Source organism: Simplicispira hankyongi (assembly GCF_003570885.1).
In the GTDB taxonomy this organism is placed as follows: Bacteria; Pseudomonadota; Gammaproteobacteria; order Burkholderiales; family Burkholderiaceae_C; genus Simplicispira; species Simplicispira hankyongi.
The window spans coordinates 730088-747443 of record NZ_QXJC01000001.1; the positions used below are offsets into that span (position 1 = coordinate 730088).

A 17356-nucleotide genomic window follows, 5' to 3' on the forward strand; every position below is an offset into this window, starting at 1 on the left:
CAGAGCGGCCCGATGATTGCTACTTATTTAATAGCTATATGCGCTTATCCAGTAAGCGCCACAGGCCGTTTTTATATAAAACAGGCACTGTGCAGAGCGCTCGCCCTGCCTGTCCGCTTCCCCTCAGGGGAAAGTGAAGTTGGCGGTGGCGGCGCCCCCAGCGGTCAGGGCGGGCAGCACAGCGTCCTTGTCGGCAAAGCCCGGCAGGCTGGCGCGCAGGGTGTACCGGCCGGCCGCAGACGCGTCGGCAGCGAACACCAGCGGCGCGGGCGCTGCGGCATAGGCGGCCACCAGCGGGGCGCTGACCGGCAGCGAGAAGGCATAGGCGCCCGTAACGCTGTTCACGTACTGGCCGTCGATCTCCACGGTGCCCACTGCGAGAGGTTGCAGCGCGCGCACCAGCGTGTCGGCTGGCGCGGTGCCCGTAGCGCTGGCGCTGGCCGAGGGTGGCAGGGCCACGGGCGCAGCCGCACTGGCCACGGGTGTCACGGTCTCCGCCGCCACGGGCACCCCGGTGACCACGGCCGACGTATGGCCCGGTGCCGCCATGACCAGCGTGTAGTTGCCTGGCGCCACGGGCTGCAGCAGGAACTTGCCGGTGCTGTCAGAAGTGGTCGCTTTCACGACGGTGCCGTTGACCTGCAGCGACACGCGGGTGGCACCCGCGCTCAGGGCCGGGTCCACATACCCTTGCACGCCGGACACATAGCGCGGGATCACCGCCACCACCGGCTTGAGCAGGTACTGGCCGGACGCCCCGGCCTGCACCACCGACTTGCAGGCATCGAAGTCCAGCACGAAATCGGCCATCTTGTTCTCGGCGATGTCGATATTGATGTTGGTCTTGACACCCGACTGCTGGCCGCTCGGCGTCTTGAGGGCCACTTCGCGGCCGCCAGTGGGCAGCACCGAATTGGCCAGCGGCTGGGTGGCGCTGTTGTCGGCCAGCACCAGGCGCATCTGGGTGTATTTGCCCGTGGGCAGCGGTACCTGGCCCAGTTCCATCAACACGCCATTGGTAAGGCCGAGGAGGTCCACCCGGCGCGCGGGGTTCAGCACGATTTCGGACCAGCCAGCATCGGCATCGCTGGCGCTGCTGTTCTGGTGGACACGGACTTTCGTGACGGTGACATTGACAGCGTCGTAACCGCAACTGGGCGCATCGGTCAGTGCCAGACGCAGCGTGCCGCTGCCCGCGGCGCTGTCGCTGCCACCACCACCGCAGGCCGCCAGACCGGCCAGCAGGGCGGCGCCCAAGGTGAACTTCATATTTCGGAATAAGGTCATGAGGGGTCTCTCTCGGTTGGCACACTCTTCAGGCAGTGCGATTGAATGCGAATTTTTCACATTCATAGAATAAAGGCCCGACACCCCGCGACCCGTAGGACTGCGCCCTCCGCGTGGAAACAGATGTAAGAACGTGTGTTCACGATCTCCCAGCCTGCGCACGGGGGCAGACCATGGCGCGCCGGCTTTGGCCTGCGTCTTGTTGCGGCCGGCGCCCCGGTCAGCGCACCGGCAACGCCGTGGCCGCCGCCACGAGACGCTGCGTATAGGGGTGGCGCGGTGCGTCGAGCACCTGGCCGACGCTGCCGCTTTCGAGCACCTCGCCATCCTTCATGACCAGCACGTCGTGCGCCATGGCGCGGATCACCTCCACGTCGTGCGTGATGAGCAGGTAACCCAAGCCCTTGTCCTTCTGCAGGCGCTGCAGCAGGGCCAGCACCTGCTGCTGGATGGTGACGTCGAGCGCGCTGGTGGGCTCGTCGAGCACCAGCACGCGCGGCTGCACGATGAGCGCCCGCGCAATCGCCAGGCGCTGGCGCTGGCCGCCCGAAAACTCATGCGGGTAGCGCGCCAGCAGGCCCGGAAATTGCGCGTCTGTCAGGCCTACCTCGGCGAGCGCAGCCTCCACCCGGCGCCGGCGCTCGGGCAAGGGCAGAGCCGGTTCATGCACGCGCAGGCCCTCACCGGCAATTTCCTCCACCGTCAGGCGCGGCGAGAGGGACGAGAACGGGTCCTGGAACACCACCTGAATCTGCCGGCGCAAGCGCTGGTTGGCGGGCGTGTTGCGCGCGCTGGGTGCCTGCCATGCACTGCCCACCACCTCGACGCTGCCCTGGTACGGCAGCAGGCCCAGCAAAGCCTGCGCGAGTGTCGATTTGCCCGACCCTGATTCGCCCACCACGCCCAGCGTGCGGCCGGGCAACAGGCACAGGTCGGCGCCGTGCACCGCAATGAATTCGCCCTTTTTGAACCAGCCGCGCACCCCCGGCAACGGCGTCGGGTAGCCCACGCGCAGGTGTTGTGCACGCAACAGCGGCTTTGCGGCCGCATCCGGCGCGCCCTCCACCACGTCGCGCTTGGGCTGGCTGGCGATGAGCCGGCGCGTGTAGGCGTGCTGCGGGGCCCGAAAGATGTCGGCCACGGGGCCCTGTTCGACCAGCACGCCCTGCTCCATCACGGCCACGCGGTCGGCAAAGCGATGCACCAGATTCAGGTCGTGCGTGATGAGCAACACCGCCATGCCAGTCTGGCGCTGCAGGTCGGACAGCAGGTCAAGAATTTGCCCGCGCAGCGTGACATCGAGGGCCGTCGTGGGCTCGTCGGCCAGCAACAGTTTGGGGCGGCTGGCCAGCGCCATGGCAATCATGGCGCGCTGGCGCTGCCCGCCCGAGAGCTGGTGCGGGAACGCGGTGGCGCGGCGCGCAGGCTCGGGGATGCCCGTGCTTGCAATCAATTCGATAGCTGCCTGCCAAGACTGCGCCTGCGTCAGCGCCTGTTTTAGCTCCAAAACTTCGCTGATCTGCCGGCCCACCGTCATCAGCGGATTGAGCGCCGTCATGGGTTCCTGGAAAACCATGGCAATGTCGCCACCGCGCACACCGCGCAGCTCGCGCTCGGTGAGTGCCAGCAGGTCGCGGCCCTCAAACAGCGCCTGGCCCTGCACCAGCGCATCGCCTGCCAGGCGCAGCAGGCTGAGCGCGGTGATGGTTTTGCCCGAGCCCGATTCGCCCACCAGTGCGAGTTTTTCGCCGGGTGCGATCTCGAAGCTCACATCGCGCACCACTTCCTTGGCGCCAAAGCGCACGCACAGGTCGTGCACTTGCAGCAAAGGCTGAGCCGAAGTTGCCGTCACTTATCTGCCTTGCGGGGGTCGAGCGCGTCGCGCAGCGCGTCGCCCATAAAAGTCAGCAGCAGCAGCGTGACCACGAGCACGGCGAAGGTGGAGAGCGAAATCCACCACGCATCAATGTTGTTCTTCCCCTGGCTGAGCAGTTCGCCCAGCGACGGCGTCCCCGGCGGCACGCCCAGGCCCAGAAAATCCAGCGAGGTCAGCGCAAGGATGGCGGCGCTCATGCGAAACGGCAAAAACGTGACCACGGGCGTCAGGCTGTTGGGCAGGATGTGGCGCCAGATGATTTGCCCGTTGCCCACGCCCAGCGCCCGCGCGGCCTTGACGTAATCGAGCTGGCGGTTGCGCAGGAACTCGGCGCGCACGTAGTCCGAGAGGCCCATCCAGCCAAACAGGCTCAGCAAAACCAGCAGCAGCCCAATGCTGGGCGCGAGCACTGCGCTGAAGATGATCAGCAGATACAGCTCGGGCATGGAACCCCAGATCTCGATGAAGCGCTGGAACGCCAGGTCCGTCTTGCCGCCAAAGAAGCCCTGGATGGCGCCCGTCACCATGCCCAGCAGCACGCCGGTGGCGGTGAGCGCCAGTGCAAACAGCACGCTGACGCGAAAGCCGTAGAGCAACTGTGCCGCAAGGTCGCGCCCCCGGTCGTCCGTGCCCAGCCAATTCTCGGTCGTGGGCGCTGAGGGATTGGGCTCTTTGGCAAAATAGTTCAGCGTGTTCGGGCCGTAGGGGTTGAGCGTGAACAGCGCCCAGTTGCTGCCTTCCTTCAACTTCTTTCGAATGTACGGATCCAGATAGTCGGTGGCGGTCAAAAAATCGCCGCCGAAAGTGGTCTCGGGGTAGTCCTTCAGCATGGGAAAGTAGAGCTGCCCTTCGTAGCGCACCACCAGCGGCCGGTCGTTGCTGACCAGCTCGGCACACAGACTCACCGCCACCAGCACCACGAAAATCACCAGGCTCCAGTAGCCCAGACGGTTGCGCTTGAAGCGCAGCCAGGCGCGGCGGCTGGGCGACAAGGACGGCGGCGCCGACGCCGCCACAGCGCCATCGCCAGCGCCCCCACGGATCGGGCTTTGTCCTGCCGCCAGGGGCGCCCCCCCTGCGGTGCGAAGGCGGCCTTCGGCCGATGCAGGGGGGCTAATCGAATTTGACACGCGGGTCCACCCACACATAGCAGAGGTCGGAAATCAGCTTGGTGACCAGGCCGATCAGCGTGAACAGGTACAGCGTGCCCATCACCACCGGGTAGTCGCGCCGGATCACGCTCTCGTAGCTCAGCAGCCCCAGGCCATCGAGCGAAAACAGCGTTTCGATCAGCAGCGACCCCGTGAAAAACGCGCCAATGAACGCCGCCGGAAACCCCGTGATGATGGGGATCAGCGCATTGCGAAACACATGCTTCCACAGCACCTGGCGTTCAGACAGGCCCTTGGCACGCGCGGTCAGCACATACTGTTTGCGAATCTCTTCCAGGAAGGCGTTCTTGGTCAACATGGCCGTCACCGCAAAGCTGCCCGCCACCATGGCGATGATGGGCAGCGTGATATGCCAGAGGTAGTCCGCGATGCGCGCGCCCCAACCCAGCTCGTCCCAGTTGCTCGACGTCAGCCCGCGCAGCGGAAACCACTGCAACTGCCCGCCGAATATGACTAGCAGTGCCACACCAAGCACAAAACCCGGAATGGCATAGCCGACCAAAATCAGCAGCGTCGTGACCAGATCGAAGCGGGAACCCGCCCGCACGGCCTTGGCCACGCCCAGCGGCACGGCGACCAGGTAGCTGATGAAAAAAGTCCACAGGCCCAGGCTGATGGACACTGGCATCTTTTCCTTCACCAGTTGCCACACGTCCTTGTTCTGGAAAAAACTGCGCCCGAGATCGAAGCGCGCGAACTGGCCCAGCATCTGGACAAAACGCTCCATCGGCGGTTTGTCAAAGCCATACAACTTCTTGATTTGCTCCAGGCGCTTGGGGTCCACGCCCTGCGCGCCGCGGTAGCCCAGCCCGCCGCCCTCTGCGCCCGCCCGCCCTGCGCCCGCTTTGGCCTCGGCGAGGTACTGCTCCACCGGCCCGCCGGGCACGAACTGCACCACGGCGAAGGTGAGCATCAGTACGCCCAGCAGTGTGGGCAGCATGAGCAGGATGCGTTTGAGGATGTAGGCGAACATGGCTTAGCGCGGGCTGGGTTCGGTCTGAGGTGGAATGCGTACCCACCAGGTGTCGATCACCCAGGTTTCGCCCGGAGAATACGGCGGCACCACGTCTGGCTTGGCCAGGCGCCAGGCGTTGTAAGCCATGCGGTGCGTGCCCGCGCTCCACTGCGGGATGAGGTAATGGCCGGCCACGATGGTGCGTTCGAGTGCATGGCAGGCGGGCAGCAACTGTTGCTGCGTTTTGGCGCTGGTCATGGCGCTGATCATGGCATCGACCGCCGGGCTCTTCACCCCGGCGAAGTTGCCAGAATCCTCCGTGTCAGCGGCCTTGCTGCCAAACAGGTCGGCGAATTCCTGGCCGGGGTTGTTGGTGCCCTGGTACGCAATCGACGTGATGTCGAAATCGAACTTCTGCAGCCGCTCCTGGTACAGCGCGAAATCCACCGAGCGAAACTTGAGCGTGATGCCGAGCTTTTCCAGATTGCGCATCCAGGGTGAGACGGTGCGCACGCCACCTTCGTTGCTGTCCATGTATTCGAGCACCATGGGCTCGCCCTGAGCGTTGCGCAGCAGCCCGTCTTTCACGGCCCAGCCTGCCTCATTCAGCAGGGTTTTCGCATGGCGCAGGTTGTCTCTCAAACTGTGGTCGCCATCGGTGCGCGGGGGCTGCGGCATGGGACCGAACGCAGCAGCGGGAATGCTCTTGCGCCAGGGCTCCATCAGCGCCAGTTCCTCGGACGAGGGGCTACCGTGCGTCTCGCAAGCGGTGTTGCCAAACAGGCCGTGCACGCGCTGATAGGCCCCATAGAAGAGCTGGCGGTTCATCCACTCGTAATCGATTGCCAGGCCCAAGGCCTCGCGCACGCGCTCATCTTGCAGATAAGGCCGGCGCGTGTTGAGCACATAGCTTTGAAACCCCGTGGGAAGCTTGTGCGCGAATTCGCCCTTCACCAACTCGCCCGTGTCGAACTTCTTGCCGTTCACGCGCCGGGCCCAATCGCCCGCGCTGAAGAAACGCATCAGGTCGAATTCGCCCGCCTTCAACGCTTCGAGCCGGGCCGTGGCGTCCTTGTAGATCTTCACTTCGATGCGGTCGAAATTGTTCTGGCCGCGTCGCACGTTCAGGTCGCGCGCCCAGTAGTTCGGGTCACGCACGTAGGTGATGTCCTTGCCAAAGCGCACCGGGCCGATTTTGTAAGGCCCGCTGCCGATCGGAATGTCGGTCACCACCTGGTCGAAGGGTTTGGACCTGCCGTTCTCCCTGCCCCAGGCACGGCTGAAAATGGGCAGGCCGCCGACGGTCAGTGGCAGTTCGCGGTTGGGCTTCTTGAAACGAAAGCGCACGGTGCGGTCGTTCACCACATCCACACCCGCCACGTCGATCAGCAGTGTTTTGTAGGCGGGCGAGGTGAAGGGCCCCACCAGCGTCTCGTACGTCCAGGCCACGTCCTGCGCCAGCACCGGGTCGCCGTTGTGAAAGCGCGCCTCGGGCCGCAGACGGAAGGTGGCCGAGAGGCCATCGCTCGCCACGCTCACGTCTTCGGCCAGCAGGCCGTAGCCGGTGGCGGTTTCATCCAGCGAGCCGGTCAGCAGGCTGTCGAACATCAGCTCGGTCAGGTAGGCCGGCGCCGCGCCGCGCATGGTGAAGGGGTTGTATTTGTCGAAGGTGGAGGTGCGCTGGTTGCTCACCAGGCGCAACTCGCCACCCTTGGGAGCATCAGGATTCACATAGGCGAAGTGCGTGAATCCGGGCGCATACAGCGGCTCGCCCCACAGCGCATACGCATGCGCTGCCCAGGCCGGCAGCGCCAGCCAGCAGGACAGGAAGATCAGCCAGATTCGCATGCGAGAATTCTGCACCACGCTGGCAAGGCTCCCGCCCCACAAGGCATGCGGCAAACCCTGCCCTGGCCAGCGCATTCACTTTCCCATTTCGCTACAGGAGAACCACCATGGGCTTTCTAACCGGCAAGAAGCTGCTGATTACCGGCGTGCTGTCCAACCGCTCCATTGCCTACGGCATTGCACGCGCCTGCCACCAGCAGGGCGCCGAACTCGCCTTTAGCTACGTCGGCGAACGCTTCAAGGACCGCATCACCGAATTCGCCGCCGAGTTCGGCTCCGAGCTGGTGTTCGATTGCGACGTCGCCAGCGACGAGCAGATCGAGCGCATGTTCCGTGATCTTTCAGCCACCTGGCCCAAGCTCGACGGCTTCGTGCACAGCATCGGCTTTGCCCCGCGCGAAGCGATTGCCGGGGATTTCCTCGAAGGGCTCTCGCGCGAAGGCTTTCGCGTGGCGCACGACATCAGCGCCTACAGCTTCCCGGCCATGGCCAAGGCCGCCCTGCCCTACCTGAACGACAAGTCGGCGCTGCTGACGCTGTCGTACCTGGGCGCGCTGCGCACCATTCCCAACTACAACACCATGGGCCTGGCCAAGGCCAGCCTGGAGGCGAGCGTGCGCTACCTGGCCGAAGCGCTGGGCCCCAAGGGCATGCGCGTCAACGGCATCAGCGCCGGCCCCATCAAGACACTGGCCGCCAGCGGCATCAAGGATTTCGGCAAGCTGCTCTCCGGCGTGGCCAGCGCCTCACCCCTGCGCCGCAACGTGACCATCGAAGACGTGGGCAACGTGGCAGCGTTTCTGCTGAGCGATCTGGCCAGTGGCATGACGGCCGAAATCACCTACGTGGATGGCGGTTTCAGCCAGACGGCAGGCATCAGCCGCGACATGGTGTAGGCTTCAAAATTTAAAGCCAAATCAGCCTTTAGTGCTTGCCCCTTATGCGCATGCAGCTCTCACTAAGATAGCAACATGCAGAGACGGCTCGCGCTTTTTTGGTGTGCGCTGGCGCTGTGGGCACCCGCCCAGGCCGGGGAACCGCCGGCCCTGCTGCTAGCGAGCGTCTACCGGCCAGGGTTGCCCCTGGCCGACTATTGGGTCAGCGAAAAATACGACGGCGTACGCGGCTATTGGGACGGCCAGCACCTGCGTACCCGAGGCGGCGAGCCCGTCACCCCGCCCGCCTGGTTCACCGCCAACTGGCCGAGCACGGCGATGGACGGTGAACTGTGGGCTGGGCGGGGCCAGTTTGCACAGGCCCAGTCCACCGTGCGCAGCGTGGACGCTGGCGACGCCGCCTGGCGGCAGATGCGCTACATGGTGTTTGACCTGCCGGCATACCCTGGCACTTTCGACCACCGCCTGCCAGAGCTGCAAAGAACGATCGCGCACATTGGTCAACCCTGGGTACAGGCGGTTGCGCAGCACCGCATCAGCAGCCCGGAAGCACTGCACGCCCTGCTGCTGCGCACGGTGCGGGCGGGCGGCGAGGGGCTGGTATTGCACTGCGGCGATTCGCTCTACCGCGAAGGTCGCAGCGACGATCTCATCAAAGTAAAAACCCACGACGACGCCGAAGCGCGTGTGGTCGCTCACCTGCCCGGCAAGGGCAAGCACGCCGGCAAGATGGGGGCGCTGCTGCTCGAAATGCCGGGTGGCCAGCGCTTCAAGCTGGGCACGGGCTTTAGCGATGCAGACCGCGCCGCACCGCCTCCGGTGGGCAGTTGGGTGACCTACCGCTTTCTCGGCACGCACGACAGTGGTCTGCCGCGCTTTGCCAGCTTTGTCAGGGTGCGCGAGGACATGCCGACCGAGCATTAAAAAACCCGCCGGCCATGTGCACGGCGAGCGGGTCGGGCTGGGCAAGCCGCACTTACTTGGGCATGAGCACCTTGTCGACCACGTGAATCACGCCATTCGACTGAACCACGTCGGCAATGGTCACGTCAGCCGTGCCACCCTTTTCGTCGGTCACCGTGACGCCCTTGCCCATGGCACCCGCCTTGGCTGTCAGCGTGCCGCCCTCTACCGTCTTGAGCTTGGCCATGCCGTGACCGTCGGCGATCATTTTCATGATGGCAGCCGCGTCGTACTTGCCGGCCACCACGTGGTACGTCAGCACCTTGGTCAGCGTGGGTTTGTTCTCGGGCTTGAGGAGCGTGTCCACCGTGCCGGCGGGCAGTGCAGCAAAGGCGTCGTTGGTGGGGGCAAAGACGGTAAATGGACCTGGACCCTTGAGCGTCTCGACCAGGCCTGCAGCCTTGACGGCGGCGACCAGGGTTGTATGGTCGTTGGAGTTGACGGCATTGTCGATGATGTCCTTGCTGGGCAGCATGGGCGCACCGCCCACCATGACCTGGGCCGTCGCAGGCAGTGTGGCGGCAGACAGGGCAACAGACAGGCCGATGGCGGCAAGACGGGGTTTGAAATGAATGCGCATGGAAAACTCCTATGGGGTTTGAGACAGACCGCTCGAACAAAAAATCGGGCGGCTGACAACCCATACGCATGCGTTGGCCGAGTGGATTCAGAGGGCCTCAAAAAAAATCGCTCCACGGCCTGCGCCGGGAGCGATCTCATGCCGGCGTCTTCGCGTCAGACCTGCCGGTGAAACGGTCCATCGTCGCCCACCTGCACCAGGTTTTCGACAGTGGCCAAGGGCTTGGGCGCGCGTTCTGCGTCGCCCGCGGCCACGCAATCGGCGTAGTAACGCACGGTGCCCGCGTCGTCCTCGATTTCCACCAAACCGTGAATGTCGGTTTCGAAGCCTGGGCACAGCTTGGCAAATTCGCGCGCGAACTTGAGGTAGTCCACGATCTTCTTGTTGAACACCTCGCCCGGAATCAGCAGCGGAATGCCGGGTGGGTACGGCGTGACCAGGCCGACGGTGATGCGGCCCTCCAGATGGTCGATTTCCACCCGCTCGGTCGTACGGTGCGCGATATGCGCGAAGGCATCCGATGGTTTCATGGCCGGGGTCAGATCCGAGAGGTACATCTCGGTCGTCAGGCGCGCGATGTCGTACTTGGCGTACATCTCATGCACGTGCTGGCACAACTCCTGCAGCCCCATGCGCTCGTAGCGTTTGTGCTGCTGGCAGAACTCGGGAAGGATGCGCCACATGGGCTGGTTCTTCTCGTAATCGTCCTTGAATTGCTGCAGCGCGGTCAGCAAGGTGTTCCAGCGGCCCTTGGTGATACCGATGGTGAACATGATGAAGAAGCTGTAAAGCCCCGTCTTCTCCACCACCACGCCGTGCTCGGCCAAATACTTGGTGACGATGGATGCCGGAATGCCCGTCTTGTCGAACTTGCCGTCGAGGTTCAGCCCGGGCGTGACGATGGTCGACTTGATCGGGTCGAGCATGTTGAAGCCGTCGGCCAGCTGGCCAAAGCCGTGCCACTTGCTGCCCACCTTGCGGCTCTTGCTGTCGCTGCGGATGATCCAGTCTTCAGCGCGGCCAATGCCTTCGTCGACCAGCTTTTCCGGCCCCCAGACCTTGAACCACCAATCTTTCTTGCCGAACTCTTCTTCAATCTGGCGCATGGCGCGGCGAAAATCCAGCGCCTCCAAAATGCTTTCTTCCACCAAGGCAGTGCCACCGGGCGGCTCCATCATGGCGGCGGCCACGTCGCAACTGGCAATGATGCTGTACTGCGGGCTCGTGCTGGTGTGCATCAGATAGGCCTCATTGAAGAGGTGCCTGTCGAGCTTGGTGGTCTGCGAATCCTGAACCAGCACATGGCTCGCCTGGCTGATGCCGGCGAGCAGCTTGTGGATGGACTGCGTAGCGTAGGTCACCGAATGCTGGGGCCGCGTACGCTTCTTGCCCATGGCGTGGTAGCTGCCATAAAACGGGTGAAACGCTGCATGCGGCAACCACGCCTCGTCAAAGTGCAGGTTCTCCACGTAGCCGTCGAGCATGCCCTTGATGGTTTCGGTGTTGTAGAGCACACCGTCGTAAGTCGACTGCGTAAGCGTCAGCACGCGCGGCTTCACCTTTTTGGCATCCACGCCCTTGAGCAGTGGGTTCTTTTTGATCTTGGCCTGGATCGTGGCTGGCTCAAACTCGCTTTTCGGAATCGGGCCAATGATGCCAAAGTGGTTGCGCGTGGGTTTCAGGAAAACCGGAATCGCCCCCGTCATGATGATGCTGTGCAGGATGGATTTGTGGCAGTTGCGGTCCACCACCACCACATCACCCGGCGCCACGGTGTGGTGCCACACCATTTTGTTCGACGTGCTGGTGCCATTGGTCACGAAGAAGCAGTGGTCGGCGTTGAAGATGCGCGCCGCGTTGCGCTCGCTCTCGCCAATGGCGCCGTTGTGGTCGAGCAGTTGGCCCAGCTCCTCCACCGCATTGCAGACGTCGGCGCGCAGCATGTTCTCACCATAGAACTGGTGGTACATCTGCCCCACCGGGCTTTTGAGGAACGCCACACCACCCGAATGCCCTGGGCAGTGCCAGGAATACGACCCATCCTCTGCGTAGTCGAGCAGCGCCTTGAAGAACGGCGGCTGCACGCCTTCGAGGTAGCTCTTGGCCTCGCGGATGATGTGCTTGGCCACGAACTCGGGCGTGTCCTCGAACATGTGGATAAAGCCATGGAGCTCGCGCAGGATATCGTTGGGCAAGTGGCGGCTGGTCTTGGTTTCACCGTGCACGTAAATAGGCACATCGACGTTCTTGCGCCGCACTTCTCCAATGAAGCTGCGCAGGCTCAGCACGATTGGATCCAGCCCTGATCCCAGGGTGAATTCTTCATCGTCAATCGACAGAATGAAGGCGCTCGCCCGGCTTTGCTGCTGCGCAAACTGCGACAGATCGCCGTAGCTCGTTACCCCCAGCACCTCGAAGCCCTCGGACTCAATCGCCTGGGCCAGCGCGCGAATGCCCAGCCCGGACGTGTTTTCCGAGCGGTAATCCTCATCGATGATGATGATGGGAAAGCGAAACTTCATGCGGGGCCTCCGAGCAGCCGCGCCTCTGCGCGGCGATAAAAAGCGAAATAGCCGCGCAGTGTAAGGAATATGTCGACCCGATCGCGTAAGTCTCTGTCTTTTGACCCAGAATGCGGGCTCATGAAGCAATAAGCATACGGAGGCGGCGGGATGGCGGAATCGACAATCTGGTGGCTGCTGGCGGGGGGCACGGTGGTGGCCGAACTGCTGACCGGCACCTTCTACCTGCTGATGCTGGCCGTGGGCTTTGCAGCGGCAGCCCTCGCGGCGCACGCAGGCGCGTCCACCGTGGTGCAAATCGTGACCGCCGCCTTGGTGGGAGGCGGCGCAGTCGTCGCGTGGCACTGGGCCCGGCGCCGGCGCCCCGGCGATCCTTCTGCCCGGGCAGACCGGAGCGTGAATCTCGACGTGGGCGAGTTGGTCATGATCGACAGCTGGAATGCCGATGGCACCGCCGCTGTCAAATACCGCGGTGCCAACTGGACTGCCGTGCACCGCAATGGCGTCACGCCCAGCGTGGGCATGCACCGTGTGGCCGAACTGGTGGGCAGCCGTCTGTTGGTCGATCCAGTCTGAGCGCCCACACCTATTTCAACGACACAGAGGGAACGTTCTCCATGCAAGTCGCCATCGTCATTCTCGTCATCGCCATTCTGTTCATCGCGCGCTCAATCAAGGTCGTGCCGCAGCAAAACGCCTGGGTCAAGGAGCGCCTGGGCAAGTACGCCGGCACCCTCACGCCCGGTCTGAATTTCCTCGTGCCGTTCGTGGACCGCGTGGCGTACAAACACAGCCTGAAGGAAATCCCGCTCGACGTGCCCAGCCAGATCTGCATCACGCGCGACAACACGCAGTTGCAGGTGGACGGCATCCTGTACTTTCAAGTGACCGACCCGATGCGCGCGAGCTACGGTTCGAGCAACTACATCGTCGCCGTGACGCAACTGGCGCAGACCTCGCTGCGCAGCGTCATCGGCAAGCTCGAACTCGACAAAACCTTTGAAGAACGCGACATCATCAACGCCCAGGTGGTGCAGGCCATTGACGAGGCAGCGCTGAACTGGGGCGTGAAGGTGCTGCGCTACGAGATCAAGGACCTCACGCCTCCCAAGGAAATCCTGCACGCCATGCAGGCCCAGATCACCGCCGAGCGCGAAAAACGCGCCTTGATTGCCGCCTCCGAAGGCCGCCGCCAGGAGCAGATCAACATCGCCACCGGTGAGCGCGAGGCCTTCATCGCCCGCTCAGAAGGCGAGAAGCAGGCGGTCATCAACAACGCACAGGGTCAAGCGGCCTCCATTCTGGCCGTCGCCGATGCCACGGCCCAGGCCATTGAACGCGTCGCCAACGCCATTCGCCAGCCCGGCGGCGATCTGGCGGTACAGCTCAAGGTGGCAGAAAAAGCCGTGGAGGCGTACAGCAAGGTCGCAGCCGACGCCACCACGACGCTGATCGTGCCTAGCAACATGACCGAGGTGTCGGCATTGATCGGGTCGGCGATGAAGATGGTGCAGAGCACTGGGCAGCGCGCCGCGTAGAGGTTCTTTCTTCCAACGCTTTTCGCATTGCTAGCCGAACGGATGGCACAGGCCATGCGGTAAACGGACCAAGTGTCCGGGTTTGGTGGAGAAGCGTTGGTACTGTTGCAGCCCGATACCTCGGAAGAGAATTCCCTGCACCTGGCCCACAAGCTGCGACAAAACTCGCCGATCCGCCAGTTGCCAGCCTGGGCACGCTCGGGGCTGCCAACATAGGCTTGGCTTGCATGGCGGCAGGAAGTACACAGCGCTTGGACGCCTGGCTCCAGCATGCAGACGACGCACTCTGGCAAGCCAAATACGAGGGGGCGGAACCGAACCATGGCGGCGAAAATTTCTGGTGACCGTCCACCAACCTGCCTTGCAGGCAGAGCAGGCGATCCGCACGACGACCATTGACGGTGAGGCGGACACACTGCCCGAGCTTGCGGACCCATCCCCCATGAAATTGGCCAGGGCGCTGAAATCGCACACGGGCGCAAGACAGACGCGCCAGTCACGCTCTTAATCACGCCAAAGCGCCCAGCACGCACCGCGCACATGGCATAATCGTGGGCTTCGGAGAGGTGGATGAGCGGTTTAAGTCGCACGCCTGGAAAGCGTGTGTGGGTTTATCCCCACCGCGGGTTCGAATCCCGCCCTCTCCGCCAGATACAGGCCTAAGGAAAGTCTGCATAAATCGGCTTCCGATGTGCTCGGCGAGCCGATGAGCTGAGAAAATCTGAAGCATGAAGCAAGCGGACCTTGGCCTGAACCTGACAACCAAGCGCACGCGCAAGCGTGAGTTCCTGGGGGAGATGGAGCGCGTGGTGCCGTGGGCGGAACTGGTTGCTCTGATCACGCCGTACGCACCGCAAGGCAATCGCGGACGCCCGCCGTTTGCTGTGGAGACCATGCTGCGGGTGCACTTCATGCAGCAATGGTTTACGCTGAGCGATCCGGCCATGGAAGAGGCACTGCACGACGTGCCGTTGTTCCGTGAATTCGCTGGCCTGACCTGGGACACCGCAGTGCCCGACGAGACGACGATTCTTCGATTCCGCCGGCTGCTGGAAGAACACAAGCTGGCCCCGCAGATCCTGGCGCTCATCAACGAACTGCTCAGCGCCAAGGGACTGCTGCTGCGCACCGGCACCGTCGTCGATGCCACACTGATTGCCGCACCGAGCTCGACCAAAAACGCATCGGGTAAGCGCGACCCGCAGATGAAGCAAAGCCAGAAGGGCAATCAGTGGTACTTCGGCATGAAGGCCCACATTGGCGTGGACGCGGACTCGGGTCTGGTGCACACGGTGCGGGGAACGGCAGGCAGCGTCAGCGATGTGGTCGAGGCCAATACCTTGCTGCACGGCGAGGAAGTCGAAGCCTGGGGCGACGCTGGCTACCAGGGCGCTGCCAAGCGGGCCGATGCCAAGGAGGGCGTGCGCTGGAACATTGCCATGCGCCCGGGCAAACGCAAGCTGCTGGACAAGACCCGGCTGGTCGACGACCTGACCGACCAGCTCGAACGCATCAAGGCCAGCATCCGGGCCAAGGTCGAGCATCCGTTTAGGGTGCTCAAGCGCCAGTTTGGCCACGTCAAGGTGCGCTACCGCGGCTTGAGCAAGAACACGGCACAACTGCACACGCTGTTTGCGCTGTCCAACCTGTGGATGGCCCGGCGAACTTTGATGAGAGCGCAGGGATGAGTGCGCCTGCAAACGGCCAAGGGGCCGAGAGAACTGCCCGTACAGGCTGAAAAATCGCTGCGCCACGCGCCCATTCTGCAAATTGGCTCAACTGGGAGCCATCAGCACACTCAAAGTCGCTTTAAGCAGAGCATCCCTAAGTGATTGATTCACTTAGGCCTTTTTTATTTTTAAAAGCGCTCACGCTGAAGCAACTGACTACTCCCGATTCACGCTGCGCCCAACACCGTCCTGCCAGCGCCAAGCATCCTGGCACATGCGCTCCACGCCATGACGCGCTCGCCAGCCCAGCAGGCGCTCGGCCAGCGCCGGGTCGGCCCAGCACTCGGCCACGTCGCCAGGGCGCCGCGCCACCACCTGGTAGGGGACCGGGCGGCCGCTGGCCTGCTCGAAACCGCGAACCATCTCCAATACGGACACGGGTCGCCCAGTTCCCAGATTCACGGTGAGTACGCCCGTGTGGCTTTGCAGGTAGCGCAGCGCCGCCACGTGGCCCTCTGCCAGATCGCAAACGTGGATGTAGTCGCGCACACCCGTGCCGTCGGGTGTAGGGTAGTCGTCGCCATACACGCTGAGGCATTTGCGTTGGCCAGCGGCCACCTGCGCCACATAGGGCAACAGGTTGTTCGGAACGTCTTGCGGGTCCTCTCCAATCAGACCACTCTCATGCGCCCCGACCGGGTTGAAGTAACGCAGCCGGGCAATGCGCCATTGGCCAGGATTGGCCGTATCCACATCGGCCAGTACCTGCTCCATCATCAGCTTGCTCCAGCCGTAAGGGTTGGTGGCGGTGAGTGGGAAATCTTCGCGGATGGGCGATCTGGCCGGATCGCCATACACCGTGGCGGAGGAAGAAAACACCAGCGTGTGCACCTGTGCCCGCTGCATGGCGCGCAACAGCGATACCGTGCCCACCACGTTGTTGTCGTAATAGCGCAAGGGCTCACGCACAGACTCGCCCACAGCCTTGAGTCCAGCGAAGTGCATGACGGCAGTAATGGGGTAGTTCGCAAACACGCTGTCCAGCAAGGCCGCATCGCGCACATCGCCCTCAATGCACTGGGGCACCACCCCGGTGATACGGCCGACGCGCTCCAGCACGCTGCGGCGGCTGTTGCTGAAATTGTCGAGTACGACATACGGCTGGCCTGCCGCTGCGAGCGCCACGCCAGTGTGTGAGCCGATATAGCCGGCGCCTCCGGTCACCAAAATCATGTAGCGGCTCCCATTAGTAGCGATTGGATGGCGAACGCGAGGTCAACAGAGCAGAAGCGGCGTGAATACATCGAAAAATCCTGTGCTTGCTTTGGAGAAGGCTGCGAACGAAACCCCTAAAAGAAAAACGGGCCTTGACGGGCCCGTTTTCGCTAATCCAACCTCTCCGTGCAGTCCTATTGTCGCAGCGTCACCCCGGTCTTTGCTTGCAATGCCTCGAACGTTACCCCAGGTGCGAGTTCGATCACCTTGAGGCCCTCGGGCGTCACGTCGATCACGGCCAGGTCGGTGATGATGCGGTCCACCACGCCCACACCCGTGAGCGGCAGCGTACAGCTGGGCAGAATTTTCAGGTCTTCGGTGCCGTCCTTCTTGCGCGCCACGTGCTCCATGAGCACGATCACGCGCTTCACACCGGCAACCAGGTCCATGGCGCCGCCCATGCCCTTGACCATCTTGCCGGGAATCATCCAGTTGGCCAGGTCGCCTTCTTCGCTCACCTGCATGGCACCGAGAATCGAGAGGTTGATCTTGCCGCCGCGAATCATGGCAAAGCTGTCGTGGCTGCCGAAAATGGACGATCCGGGCAGCGTGGTCACGGTCTGCTTGCCGGCGTTGATCAGGTCGGCGTCCACCCGGTCTTCGGTGGGAAAGGGGCCGATGCCCAGCATGCCGTTTTCCGACTGCAGCCACACCTCTTTGTCACCAGTGAAATTGGCGACGAGCGTAGGAATCCCGATGCCGAGATTCACATAGAAACCATCTTCGAGTTCTTGCGCGGCGCGGGCCGCCATCTGGTCTTGGGTCCAAGGCATG

14 protein-coding genes and 1 tRNA gene are annotated in these 17356 nt (G+C 63.3%); 6 read left to right on the top strand and 9 right to left on the bottom strand.

Annotated features, from left to right (window positions below; all coding sequences use genetic code 11):
- Positions 1-123: 123 nt before the first annotated feature.
- The 5 genes from D3F03_RS03285 to D3F03_RS03305 all read right to left on the bottom strand — a co-directional run bounded on the left by D3F03_RS03285 (position 124) and on the right by D3F03_RS03305 (position 7138).
- Positions 124-1287, bottom strand: coding sequence for a DUF4382 domain-containing protein (locus D3F03_RS03285; RefSeq protein WP_119107901.1), 1164 nt, complete (start codon positions 1285-1287; stop codon positions 124-126).
- A 220-nt stretch (positions 1288-1507) separates the two neighbouring features.
- Positions 1508-3139: an ABC transporter ATP-binding protein gene (locus D3F03_RS03290; protein WP_119107902.1), complete on the bottom strand. Its 1632-nt coding sequence runs from the start codon at positions 3137-3139 to the stop codon at positions 1508-1510.
- A complete protein-coding gene (locus D3F03_RS03295) occupies positions 3136-4311 on the bottom strand; it encodes an ABC transporter permease (RefSeq protein ID WP_425453066.1) in 1176 nt (391 codons plus the stop codon). The genes D3F03_RS03290 and D3F03_RS03295 overlap by 4 nt, the downstream gene beginning before the upstream one ends.
- Positions 4277-5308 carry a microcin C ABC transporter permease YejB gene (locus D3F03_RS03300; protein WP_119107904.1) on the bottom strand — a complete coding sequence of 344 codons (1032 nt, stop codon included), beginning with the start codon at positions 5306-5308 and terminating at the stop codon, positions 4277-4279. Before D3F03_RS03300 ends, D3F03_RS03295 begins: the two co-directional genes overlap by 35 nt.
- A 3-nt stretch (positions 5309-5311) precedes the next feature.
- Entirely contained in the window at positions 5312-7138 is a 1827-nt protein-coding gene (locus D3F03_RS03305) for an extracellular solute-binding protein (RefSeq protein WP_119108550.1), read from the bottom strand.
- Between the two features lie 107 nt (positions 7139-7245).
- Here D3F03_RS03305 and fabI point away from each other — a divergent pair, with 107 nt between their 5' ends.
- Positions 7246-8034 carry an enoyl-ACP reductase FabI gene (gene fabI, locus D3F03_RS03310; protein WP_119107905.1) on the top strand — a complete coding sequence of 263 codons (789 nt, stop codon included), beginning with the start codon at positions 7246-7248 and terminating at the stop codon, positions 8032-8034.
- A 75-nt stretch (positions 8035-8109) separates the two neighbouring features.
- Positions 8110-8958 carry a DNA ligase gene (locus D3F03_RS03315; RefSeq protein ID WP_119107906.1) on the top strand — a complete coding sequence of 283 codons (849 nt, stop codon included), beginning with the start codon at positions 8110-8112 and terminating at the stop codon, positions 8956-8958.
- Positions 8959-9010: 52 nt separating this feature from the next.
- On the opposite strand, the gene D3F03_RS03320 is transcribed toward D3F03_RS03315, so the two are convergent.
- Positions 9011-9577, bottom strand: a complete 567-nt coding sequence (locus D3F03_RS03320) for a fasciclin domain-containing protein (protein ID WP_119107907.1) — start codon at positions 9575-9577, stop codon at positions 9011-9013.
- 155 nt (positions 9578-9732) lie between these two features.
- Positions 9733-12099 (bottom strand): arginine/lysine/ornithine decarboxylase, encoded by a 2367-nt coding sequence (locus D3F03_RS03325; RefSeq protein ID WP_119107908.1) that lies wholly within the window; start codon positions 12097-12099, stop codon positions 9733-9735.
- 150 nt (positions 12100-12249) lie between these two features.
- Here D3F03_RS03325 and D3F03_RS03330 point away from each other — a divergent pair, with 150 nt between their 5' ends.
- The 4 genes from D3F03_RS03330 (at position 12250) to D3F03_RS03345 (ending at position 15325) form a co-directional block, all read left to right on the top strand.
- Positions 12250-12675: an NfeD family protein gene (locus tag D3F03_RS03330; protein WP_119107909.1), complete on the top strand. Its 426-nt coding sequence runs from the start codon at positions 12250-12252 to the stop codon at positions 12673-12675.
- A 41-nt stretch (positions 12676-12716) separates the two neighbouring features.
- Entirely contained in the window at positions 12717-13637 is a 921-nt protein-coding gene (locus D3F03_RS03335; protein ID WP_119107910.1) for an SPFH domain-containing protein, read from the top strand.
- A 560-nt stretch (positions 13638-14197) separates the two neighbouring features.
- Positions 14198-14287 (top strand) — tRNA-Ser (locus tag D3F03_RS03340).
- Positions 14288-14365: 78 nt separating this feature from the next.
- Positions 14366-15325 (top strand): IS5 family transposase, encoded by a 960-nt coding sequence (locus D3F03_RS03345; RefSeq protein WP_119107911.1) that lies wholly within the window; start codon positions 14366-14368, stop codon positions 15323-15325.
- A gap of 198 nt (positions 15326-15523) precedes the next feature.
- Here the strand turns inward: D3F03_RS03345 and galE are convergent, their stop codons facing one another.
- The gene (gene galE / locus D3F03_RS03350) at positions 15524-16540 is read right to left on the bottom strand and encodes a UDP-glucose 4-epimerase GalE (RefSeq protein ID WP_119107912.1); all 1017 of its coding nucleotides are present in this window, start codon (positions 16538-16540) and stop codon (positions 15524-15526) included.
- Positions 16541-16716: 176 nt separating this feature from the next.
- The gene (locus tag D3F03_RS03355) at positions 16717-17355 is read right to left on the bottom strand and encodes a 3-oxoacid CoA-transferase subunit B (protein WP_119107913.1); all 639 of its coding nucleotides are present in this window, start codon (positions 17353-17355) and stop codon (positions 16717-16719) included.
- Position 17356: the final 1 nt, after the last annotated feature.

Coding starts and splice junctions, on each gene's coding strand:
- D3F03_RS03285 (WP_119107901.1), bottom strand. CDS start 1,287: ATGACCTTATTCCGAAATATGAAGTTCACCTTGGGCGCCGCCCTGCTG.
- D3F03_RS03295 (WP_425453066.1), bottom strand. CDS start 4,311: ATGTGTGGGTGGACCCGCGTGTCAAATTCGATTAGCCCCCCTGCATCG.
- D3F03_RS03300 (WP_119107904.1), bottom strand. CDS start 5,308: ATGTTCGCCTACATCCTCAAACGCATCCTGCTCATGCTGCCCACACTG.
- D3F03_RS03305 (WP_119108550.1), bottom strand. CDS start 7,138: ATGCGAATCTGGCTGATCTTCCTGTCCTGCTGGCTGGCGCTGCCGGCC.
- fabI (WP_119107905.1), top strand. CDS start 7,246: ATGGGCTTTCTAACCGGCAAGAAGCTGCTGATTACCGGCGTGCTGTCC.
- D3F03_RS03315 (WP_119107906.1), top strand. CDS start 8,110: ATGCAGAGACGGCTCGCGCTTTTTTGGTGTGCGCTGGCGCTGTGGGCA.
- D3F03_RS03320 (WP_119107907.1), bottom strand. CDS start 9,577: ATGCGCATTCATTTCAAACCCCGTCTTGCCGCCATCGGCCTGTCTGTT.
- D3F03_RS03325 (WP_119107908.1), bottom strand. CDS start 12,099: ATGAAGTTTCGCTTTCCCATCATCATCATCGATGAGGATTACCGCTCG.
- D3F03_RS03330 (WP_119107909.1), top strand. CDS start 12,250: ATGGCGGAATCGACAATCTGGTGGCTGCTGGCGGGGGGCACGGTGGTG.
- D3F03_RS03335 (WP_119107910.1), top strand. CDS start 12,717: ATGCAAGTCGCCATCGTCATTCTCGTCATCGCCATTCTGTTCATCGCG.
- D3F03_RS03345 (WP_119107911.1), top strand. CDS start 14,366: ATGAAGCAAGCGGACCTTGGCCTGAACCTGACAACCAAGCGCACGCGC.
- galE (WP_119107912.1), bottom strand. CDS start 16,540: ATGATTTTGGTGACCGGAGGCGCCGGCTATATCGGCTCACACACTGGC.
- D3F03_RS03355 (WP_119107913.1), bottom strand. CDS start 17,355: ATGCCTTGGACCCAAGACCAGATGGCGGCCCGCGCCGCGCAAGAACTC.